The sequence below is a fragment of the Xenorhabdus griffiniae genome (assembly GCF_015163655.1).
Taxonomy (GTDB): Bacteria; Pseudomonadota; Gammaproteobacteria; order Enterobacterales; family Enterobacteriaceae; genus Xenorhabdus; species Xenorhabdus griffiniae.
On the sequence record NZ_JADEUF010000131.1, the window covers coordinates 1 to 10,075 of the forward strand.

Sequence of the window (10,075 nt, forward strand, 5' to 3'; positions counted from 1 at the left end):
CACCGGAAAGCAGCGTGAGGAGCTGATTGAACTCAGTCAGGCCAGTATTCTGGCAAAACAACGCACCCAAGATTTGCAGGATGCTATCGCCGCCGATCCCTATCGACAGGCTCTTCATGCTCGCCAGGACGCCGAAGATCAGTTGCAGCGCCAGATGGCGGCCAACGCCATTCAAAGTACCGAAGAGGTTGAGCGTCGTAAGCAGGCTATCGCGGTCAAATACCTGAGCAGTGTCGCGGAGGCCAATCAGCGTTATGCGGTATCCCCCACAGCGGAACTGGCAGGCAATGTTGATCCCCTGCAAGACCTGCAAAACCAGCTGGCAAAACGCAAAGCGCTGATTCAGACCTATGCGACGGAGGAAATCATCACCGAGCAGCGCAAAAATGCACTGCTGATTGCCGCCGATAATGACACTAATCAACGTCGCTATGAAGCCGCCATGCAACTGTATTCCGCTCAGGGACAGATGCAGAAAATGACCATCGACTTATTCAATGTCACCCGGGAGCGTATGACCAACACGTTAACGGGGATGTTAACGGGCACTCAGACATTTAAAGAAGGGATGACCAGTTTGTTTGCTTCCCTGACGCAAAGCATTATCCAGAACCTGATGGACATGGCCGCGCAGGCCATTCTGACCAATACCGTCTTAAAGGGGATGATGGGAATGGGCGGTGCAATGGCAGGCGTGGGAAGTGCTGCGGCGGGAACAGCAGCCAATACGGGAGCGATGGGGTTATCTACTAATTGGCGTGATTTTATCCCTAACGCGAAAGGGGGTGTCTATCAGTCGGCAAACCTGAGTCAGTACAGCGGGCAGATTGTCAGCAGTCCGACTCTGTTTGCGTTTGCTAAAGGCGCAGGGCTAATGGGTGAGGCAGGTCCCGAGGCAATTATGCCGCTTAAGCGTAGTGCGGATGGCTCGCTCGGTGTGCGGGCCGTTTTCCCCACAGGGAATCGGGGAGGCGGTGCACCGAATATTCAGGTTTATATCACAGATTCCGGTGGCAGAAGCCAGATCGCCAATGGGGCCGATGCGGCATTTGGTGAGCGTTTGGCGCGGGCCTTTACCCAGGTCTATCAAGCTGAGCGGGATAAAGATTTGCGTCCGGGCGGGGCAATCTGGAATATAGCGAAGGGGGGAAGATGATTAAGACTTTTACTTGGTATCCTCGAGTAAATCCCACTGAGGACATCACCTACAAGACGCGCAAGGTCAGATTTGGTGATGGTTACGAGCAAGTGTCTGGTGATGGTATTAATTCACGCAGCCAGAAATGGACGCTCGAATTTGTCGGTAAGGAATCTTATATCGTCGCTATCCGTCAGTTTATTGATAGCCACGGTGGAATAAAGGCTTTTCAATGGAAACCTCCACTTGAGCCACTCGGTCTGTATCGATGCGATGAGCATAAATTAACACCGATTGGTGGGGGGAATTACACTCTTTCTCTTGTATTCATTCAGGCATTTAAACCATGATCACATCTGATTATCAAAAATTAGAACCGGGCAATGCTGTCCGGCTTTTTGAAGTAGACGGGACTGCGTTCGGCATGCCGGACGTACTTCGCTTTCACGCTTACAACATCCCACACACTGAGGCGGAAATACAGATTGCAGGTGGTGACGAGAGTAAGTTACCTGCCAAATCAATCTGGTGGCAAGGTGCTGAATATATCGCATGGCCCGTACAGATAAAAGGACTCGAAGCATCGACAACTGGTTCCGGTGCGCAACCGAAGTTATTAGTCGCCAATCTTGACGGATCTATCACTGCATTGTGTATCGCATATGACGATATGCTGAAAGCGAAAGTTACAATACATGACACTCTGGCACATTATCTTGATGCCCGAAATTTTCCTGATGGAAATCGGACTGCGGACTCTACGCAGGAACGCCTATCTGTTTTCTATATTGACAGTAAAAGCTCAGAAACCAATAAAGCTGTTGAATTTGAACTTGCAAGTCCAATGGATTTACAGGGCGTGATGATACCCACGCGGCAATTGCATTCGATGTGTACGTGGTGCATTCGTGGAAAGTATAAATCGGGTGATGGTTGTGATTATGCAGGGCAAAACGGCTATTTCGATAAGCATGGCAACCCTGTTGATGACCCAGCACAAGACCAGTGTAGTGGTATGCTAAAAACAGGATGCTTCCCACGATTCGGGAGAAATAACCCTATCCCATTTGGTGGCTTTTCTGGTACGTCACTATTGAGGCGATAGCGATGCGTAAAAAAATACAGGATGCTATCTTTGCGCATGCTGAACGTGAATACCCCCGCGAGTGCTGCGGGGTAATCGTCCAAAAATCCCGCGTCGTGAAGTATTTTCCCTGCCACAATATCGCCCTCGAACCAACTGAACATTTTGTTTTATCACCTGAGGACTACGCAGGGGCGGAAGATTGGGGAACCGTGATTGGTATCGTTCACAGTCATCCTGATGCAACCACGCAGCCCTCCGAACTGGATAAAGCACAGTGCGACGCGTTGGGTGTCCCCTGGCATATTGTGAGTTGGCCGGAAGGTGATTTCAGGACAATACAGCCACGGGGTGAGCTGCCATTGATCGGTAGACCGTTTGTCCTTGGCTTCACGGACTGTTACGGCCTGATTATGGATTACTACAAACAAGAGCATGGTATCGAGTTACCGGATTACCGCGTGAATTATCTATGGTGGGAACAAGGTGAAAATCGCTACATTGAGAACTGGCAAAGTGCCGGATTTGTTCAAGTCGATATCCCCCAGTTTGGTGATGTGATCATTATGCAGGTGCAGGCTAATGTGGCTAATCATGCAGGTATTCTGCTTGATGGTAATATGTTACTCCATCACCTTTACGGGCATTTAAGTCAGCGCACACCGTATGGTGGTTACTGGCGCGACCGCACAGTTATGATACTGAGACATAAAAATTTCATGACAAATTAAGAACCGGCAGCTACCTTTGTTTTTATTTTGAAGGGGGTATCGTAATGAAAAAGTTACTTTTCATCGTATTTTCATTTATATCTGTAGGTTGCACAACAACTTCTCTAGAATCCCAAGACCCTATCTATGCTGGTGAAACTACGAAGAGTGCTGAGCAGGTTAATAAGTGTTTAGCCCCAAAATGGATTGAGTTACGAGCATCTAGCAATTCAATACCAACTGGAACAGGGTATAAATTAGTATCTTCTGACGATATCTTTGGAGCACTTTCTGTCGCTGTGATAAATGAAAAAGGTGGAGGCGGTTCAACTGTGAAAGTCTATGCTGCATCTAAAGGTACAAATGACCCATGGGGAAATGCTGCTCGTCAGTGCATGTGATAAAAATTTAATAATAATTAACCCGCCTCGGCGGGTTTTTTAATGGGGTTTTTATGCAAAAAGAAATTCTTGCAACAATAGAGTTGGGTGGAGTTTTGGGGAAAACATTCGGTAAAACCCATCAAAGACTAATCAGCACAACAGGTGAATCCATAAGAGCGCTTTGTTGTACATTGGATGGTTTTGAACAATATCTAAATTCAAGCAAATCCCGAGGTCTGACTTATGCTGTTTTTCGTGGAAAGAAAAACATTGGTGTTGATGATATGGGATTTCCAGTAACCAATGAGGTGATTCGTATCGTTCCGGTAGTCATTGGTAGTAAAAAGGCTGGGATGTTACAGACAATTTTTGGTGCCGTTTTGGTTGTTGTTGGCGCTGTTGTTGGGTTTTATACCAGTTGGACTGGCGTTGGTGGCGCAATAGGTAGCGGGATGGTAAAAATGGGGACGGCAATGATGCTTGGCGGCGTAATCCAAATGCTATCCCCACAGCCCGGAGGTCTTGCAATGAAAGATCAGGGCGAAAACAAACCTTCATACGCTTTTGGCTCACCAACAAACACCGTTTCACAAGGTTATCCAGTTCCGATTGGATACGGTAAACGCCGCATCGGTGGCGCGATCATTTCTGCTGGCGTCTACGTCGAAGACCAGCAATAATTCTTTTCTGTAGGTAATCCAATGAATAAAATCACAGGCCAAAAAGGCGGCGGCGGAAGCTCTCGCACCCCCATTGAGCAACCTGACGATCTCCAGTCCACAGCAAAAGCGAAACTTCTATTGGCGCTGGGTGAAGGCGAATTTGCGGGCGAACTAAACGGCACTAACATCTTTCTTGATGGCACGCCGCTGTTAAATCCCGATGGTTCCAAAAATTTTAGCGGTGTTTCGTGGGAATTCCGCGCAGGGACACAGGCGCAAACGTATATTCAGGGTATGCCGAGTGCTGAAAATGAAATCAATGTCGGCACGGCTGTTTCAAGTAACACGGCATGGGTTCACACATTCACTAACTCACAATTATCGGCTATCCGGGTTCGCTTAAAATTTCCATCACTTTTCAGGCAAGAGGACAATGGCGATCTGGTTGGTAATGAAGTGAAATACGCGATTGATTTACAAACCGATGGTGGGAGCTGGAAAACTGTTGTTGATAGTGCCGTAAAAGGGAAAACAACATCGGGTTATGAGCGCACTCATCGTATTGATTTGCCTCAATCAGCAACATTATGGACGCTGCGAGTGCGAAAAATTACAGTAGATGCAAACAGCGCCAAAATCGGTGATACAGTTGTATTACAAAGCTATACGGAAGTTATCGACGCTAAATTCACATACCCACATACCGCGTTGCTATATATTGAGTTTGATGCAAAACAGTTTAACGGTTCTACGCCGCAAATCTCGTGTGAACCCAAGATGCGTATTATCCGCGTGCCCGATAATTATGATCCGGAAAGTCGCACGTACTCCGGTGTATGGTCAGGGCAATTTAAATGGGCGTGGACAAACAATCCTGCTTGGGTTTTTTACGATATCGTCATTTCTGATCGTTTCGGCCTTGGTGACCGCATCAAAATTCAGAACATCGACAAATGGGAGCTTTATCGCGTTGCTCAGTATTGCGATCAGCCTGTTCCTGATGGGAAAGGGGGGAGTGGTACAGAGCCACGCTATGTGTGTGACGTCTATGTTCAGGACCGTAACGAAGCATACACGGTGTTACGTGATTTTGCGGCCATCTTCAGGGGAATGACTTACTGGGGTGGAAACCAGATAATCACACTTGCAGATATGCCTCGCGATATTGATTACAGCTATACCCGTGCCAATGTCATTGATGGAGAATTCGCGTACTCGGGTAGTAGCAGTAAAACACGTTACTCATCTGCGCTTGTCTCTTATTCAGATCCAGCCAACGGCTACGCCGATGCCATGGAGCCTGTATTTGAATCCGAGTTAGTCGAGCGTTTCGGTTTTAATCAATTGGAAGTAACCGCGATAGGCTGCACCCGTCAATCCGAAGCGAATCGGAAAGGTCGCTGGGGAATACTGACAAACAACAAAGACCGAATTGTTACATTTTCTGTGGGATTAGACGGAAATATCCCACAACCAGGCTATGTCATCGCTGTTGCTGATGAAATGTTATCTGGGAAAGTCACCGGTGGCCGCGTGAGTGCTGTCGATGGTCGCAGTATCACACTTGATCGTAAACCCGATGCCGCCCCAGGCGACCAGCTGATGCTAAATTTACCGTCCGGTAAATCACAGGTCAGAACAATCCAAATGGTGACTGATAGCATTGTCACAGTGACGACAGCCTACAGTGAAACGCCAGAGCCTGAATGCGTGTGGGTTGTTGAATCCGATGAGTTATATACACAACAGTACCGCGTTGTCAGCGTGACTGAAAATGACGATGGCACATTTACAATTTCAGCAGCGATGCATGATCCAAACAAATATGACCGGATTGATACCGGCGCTGTGCTCGATGAGCGGCCAATCAGCGTCATTCCACCCGGCAACCAGTTTCCGCCGAAAGAGATAATTATTGACTCTTATTCTGTGGTTCATCAAGGTATTAGTGTTGAAACAATGCGTGTGCAGTGGCAGCCCGCAGATAACGCGATTGCATACGAAGCGCAATGGAGGCGTGACAACGGAAACTGGATCAGTGTGCCGCGCAGCTCAACAACGTCGTTTGAAGTGCCAAACATTTACGCCGGTCGCTATCAGGCACGTGTCAGGGCAATTAATGCCGCTGAGATATCCAGTATCTGGGCGAATGCACCGGAAACCCATCTGAAAGGGAAAGAGGGCAACCCGCCGACACCGTTAGGCTTCAGAACAACGCCGATTATCTTCGGTATTCAGCTCGATTGGGGCTTTGCCGCCCAGACTGACGACACGCTGAAAACGGAAATCCAGTACAGCCGGACTAATGACGGTGAGGGATTGATGTTATTGGCCGACATTCCCTACCCACAACGCACGCATACTATGCAGGGGCTGGCGGCAGGGGTGGCATTTTGGTTTCGTGCCCGTCTGGTGGATAAATCCGGCAATCAATCCCCGTGGACAGCGTTTGTCAGGGGTGAGTCGTCCGATGATGCCAGCTGGATTATTGATGCAGCCGGTGACCAGTTCTTTTCCGCTCAGGCCGGAAAACGCCTGCAATCCGACATGAATTGGAGCAATGAAACCGCCCTTATTCTCGCCGACGCCCAGCAGCAACTATCCCGAGAGCTGATGGTGCGCGATGGGGAGAATAAAGCGCAGATTAGCGAATTGTGGCAGGTCAGGGCGACGGACAATGAGGCGTGGGCGCAGAAACTCACGGAATTGCGTACCAATATCGGGAACACTGACGACAGCGTCAACCGGATTGCAGCGGATGTAATAGACAACAAGCAGGCAGTATCCAATACACAGAAAGCCGTGGCTGAATCAACACAGCAGTTTCAGGCGCAGTTCAGGGAACAGCAGGCCATCATCCGCGAGAAAGCGACAGCCGTCTTTGATATCGACGGTAACGGTTATGCTATTAAAGATATCGGGGCAGGAGTGAACTACAGGGGACAATATTATGGCGCGGGAATGGTCATTGGGGCTGAGGTAAAAAATGGCAGGGTCGAAACGCATTTCGGCGTCCGGGCAAATCAGCTTACCGTGGTGAATCCGACCAATGGGAAGATGGAACCGGTATTTGTAATTAAGAATGGTCAGGTGTTTATCAGGGATACGTTCATAGAAGACGGTAGTATCACGAATGCCAAAATTGGCAACTTCATTCAATCCAGAAATTATGTTGCAGGTCGGACAGGGTGGAAAATTGATAAATCTGGTTTTGCTGAATTTGGTCACATCAAGGCGCGGGGAGAGATTAACGCGACGTCAGGCTCCCTGAGAAATGTCACCATCGAAGAGGACTGCGAAATAAAAGGGACGTTGTCAGTGAATAATATCGTTGGCGACATTGTGAAGGTTTACACAATGAACCCGGGAAATTTAACCATCCCCCCGTCACCGTTCGACCGCGTTATTGTTATCCCTGCATTGCAAATTACAGCAAGCTCCAGCAAACAGGCGTGGGTAGCGCTAAATGGAAATACAATATGCCGGGCGAGGACATATGCAATTTCTACAGGTGGACTCAGAACAGAATATGTCCCATCGATCATCACGGGTTATGGAACATTACCAAAAAATGTACAAGGTGAAATTACATATTATCAGGAAGGCGCCTCGTTCATGATAACTATTCTGGCTTTCAAAGCGTAAGCACTCTACGATTAACAGGAACACACTATGCTCTATAAACAAGGCACGATTTCCACCGTGTCCGGCTCGGCTATTGTCCGCGGCACGGGCACCAAATTTATCTCGAACATTAACGGCGTTGCCCCTGGGCAGATTATATTAATCCAGTCCGGCAACGGTAATTTAATCCACATGATACAGGCGGTGAACTCGGATACCGAACTGGTACTGGCTGATAATGTTGCTGTCACCCTGAATAATGTGAAATACCAGATTCAGGTGACCGTTCCTGATTCCGCCTCCGATGCCGTCCGGCATATTGTGGCCAACACCACCTACATCACTCAATTTCTCCAGAACATGGACAAATGGATGTCACAGAATGGCGTGGTTGATGTGACCTTACCGAATGGACAGACCGTGTCATTGCAGTCGATACGGGCATTGCAGGCGGCGGTGGAGGGGAAGCTGGATAAATCCAAGAATGGGGCGGATATTCTGGATAAATCGGCGTTTATGAATAATCTGGGGTTAGGTTCAGCAGCAACGAAAAATATTGTCAGCGGCCCTCTCTTTAATGGCAGTCAACCTGTCGCAGTGCAGTCACACGTTGATTTCAGAAGCATTGTGAGCTGGGCGATACCGGATAACTACCCCTTGGGTATCAGTGCTGGTATTGCAACAGGAAAACAAGTCGACAAACCCCAATACGGTTATGTCAGCTTATTGAATATCAGAGGTTGGCCTGATAAATCCGGCGTAACCGCATGCTCTCGGTGGTTTATTACACCAGACGGCAATGCAGGTATTAGCTATGCGTATTATTATAGCCAGGGTGATACACATTATTATGGTAATGTTGACCTGTGGGGAACCAGGAATACAACGGTAGATAATAACGGTTTTCTGAAAAAAGCCTCCCCCATCATCCAAATCCACCCCGATGGCAAGTTCACCACCAACGACGAATCCGAAGGTGCTACCGTCACTAAACTCGGCATCGGTCATTATCAAATATCTGGTGTGCTGGGCTATAACGCTGACGGGGCATGGGGTGTTCACGGCGGCATCTCGTCGCCTAAGAACAATAACGGACTGGAACTCATCTATATTGATGACCAGGTGCAAAAGGACGGTTGCATCACCATCAAGACATTCCACCGTCAGCACACGCATTTACCTAAGCAGTTCCAGAACAAGCGGATAAAAGACATCGTGGACGGTGAAAAGGTCTACTATGCCGATGCTGAACCCTGCGACATCCCCGAAGGTTGCCGATTAGATGTCCGCGTGCAGATGCCGGAAGATTCGGTGTGGAATTTGAGGCAGGGTGTGGTGAATTCAGAGCCTTGATGATGTGAAAAAGCCCTCGCGGGGAGGGCTGGTTTGATTTTGATCAAGCAGGTATAGGTAGATAACAATAAGATTGAGGAGCAGTGATTCGTTTCCCTAATTGTTCACTAAGCTCATCTAATGAAATTGGATAATCATATTTCTGCACATCACCTATCTGTATTGCAAATGCCTTATTTTTTCTTTTAAAATATTCATCAAAAAATAATTTACTTATACCTGAGTTTTGCTTTGTTATACTCCATAAAGATGATGGAGTATCCTCAATAATATGTTCGATATTAAATTCACCAACAACTTTACCTACAGGCTTAGTTGCATAAATCACGACTGATTTAACAGATGAGTTTTTGAATATACCTTTCCTGAATTCATATTTCTTGGTGCCTTCTAGTATTTTTTCAACAAACTCAGGCTTTATCGATAATAATACTTTCATCTGTTTCACTTAAAGTTAGTATTTTTTGAAATTGTTCATCGGTTAACCTTAGTATACTCCACCGATCGTTAGGGTCAAGTCCTACATTGTTAATGAGTGAGTCTCTATTCAATCTTTTAGGTAATGCCAAGTTATAAGTAAAAGTTATTATAAAAGGGTATCTCTTATGTCTATAGAATGTTTTTAATTGTCCTTTTGTAAATACAGAGTACTTTATGCAATAATCAATGAAAGCATCTTCTGATGAAAAGTCAGTGATATTTTTCACACTTTCAACGACACAAATTGATGAAGCTACTGAATTGTAATGGGCTGCCGATCTCCCGTCTGATGTCCTATAAATTACTAAAATATCATAAGGCCTTAAGGACAGAGCGCCTTTCATTCCGCATATGTATACTTTCCTAATACTATTGGTATGCGATATATCTTTTAATATATTTGGTGATTCCGTCATTAGGCGGGAATCAGGGAAAAGGTTAGTATGGAATGTTGGGTATATAGCTAACAAAAACTTATTTTGTTTATTTGTGTTTAGAATAAATGGGTAATCTGAAAGTACATTCCCAGTCAGGGCGGGATTCCACTTTGTATTTAATTCAATCAAAGATAAGCTGACTACGGAATTCTGCTGACCACGTTGCTCTTCGACGTTTAGCCACTTGACTATCTTTTATACTGG

The 10,075-nt window shown here is 46.7% G+C and carries 8 protein-coding genes and 1 pseudogene; 8 read left to right on the top strand and 1 reads right to left on the bottom strand.

The window, feature by feature from the left end; all coding sequences use genetic code 11:
- The 8 genes and pseudogenes from IQ211_RS16355 to IQ211_RS16390 form a co-directional block, all read left to right on the top strand.
- Positions 1–1,156 (top strand): annotated as a pseudogene (locus IQ211_RS16355) (phage tail tape measure protein); the annotation flags it as partial.
- Positions 1,153–1,488, top strand: coding sequence for a phage tail protein (locus IQ211_RS16360; protein WP_189761101.1), 336 nt, complete (start codon positions 1,153–1,155; stop codon positions 1,486–1,488). The pseudogene IQ211_RS16355 and the gene IQ211_RS16360, both read left to right, overlap by 4 nt.
- Positions 1,485–2,243 carry a phage minor tail protein L gene (locus IQ211_RS16365; RefSeq protein WP_189761100.1) on the top strand — a complete coding sequence of 253 codons (759 nt, stop codon included), beginning with the start codon at positions 1,485–1,487 and terminating at the stop codon, positions 2,241–2,243. The genes IQ211_RS16360 and IQ211_RS16365 overlap by 4 nt, the downstream gene beginning before the upstream one ends.
- A gap of 2 nt (positions 2,244–2,245) precedes the next feature.
- Entirely contained in the window at positions 2,246–2,953 is a 708-nt protein-coding gene (locus tag IQ211_RS16370; RefSeq protein WP_189761099.1) for a C40 family peptidase, read from the top strand.
- 44 nt (positions 2,954–2,997) lie between these two features.
- The gene (locus IQ211_RS16375) at positions 2,998–3,333 is read left to right on the top strand and encodes a hypothetical protein (protein WP_189761098.1); all 336 of its coding nucleotides are present in this window, start codon (positions 2,998–3,000) and stop codon (positions 3,331–3,333) included.
- A 53-nt stretch (positions 3,334–3,386) separates the two neighbouring features.
- Complete coding sequence (locus IQ211_RS16380) at positions 3,387–3,995, top strand: tail assembly protein (RefSeq protein ID WP_189761097.1); 609 nt, start codon at positions 3,387–3,389, stop codon at positions 3,993–3,995.
- Positions 3,996–4,016: 21 nt separating this feature from the next.
- Positions 4,017–7,622, top strand: coding sequence for a TipJ family phage tail tip protein (locus tag IQ211_RS16385; protein WP_193836419.1), 3,606 nt, complete (start codon positions 4,017–4,019; stop codon positions 7,620–7,622).
- A gap of 27 nt (positions 7,623–7,649) precedes the next feature.
- Positions 7,650–8,954 (top strand): phage tail fiber protein, encoded by a 1,305-nt coding sequence (locus tag IQ211_RS16390; RefSeq protein ID WP_193836420.1) that lies wholly within the window; start codon positions 7,650–7,652, stop codon positions 8,952–8,954.
- Between the two features lie 43 nt (positions 8,955–8,997).
- Here IQ211_RS16390 and IQ211_RS16395 read toward each other — a convergent pair whose 3' ends face one another.
- The gene (locus IQ211_RS16395; RefSeq protein ID WP_189761348.1) at positions 8,998–9,393 is read right to left on the bottom strand and encodes an ASCH domain-containing protein; all 396 of its coding nucleotides are present in this window, start codon (positions 9,391–9,393) and stop codon (positions 8,998–9,000) included.
- Positions 9,394–10,075: the final 682 nt, after the last annotated feature.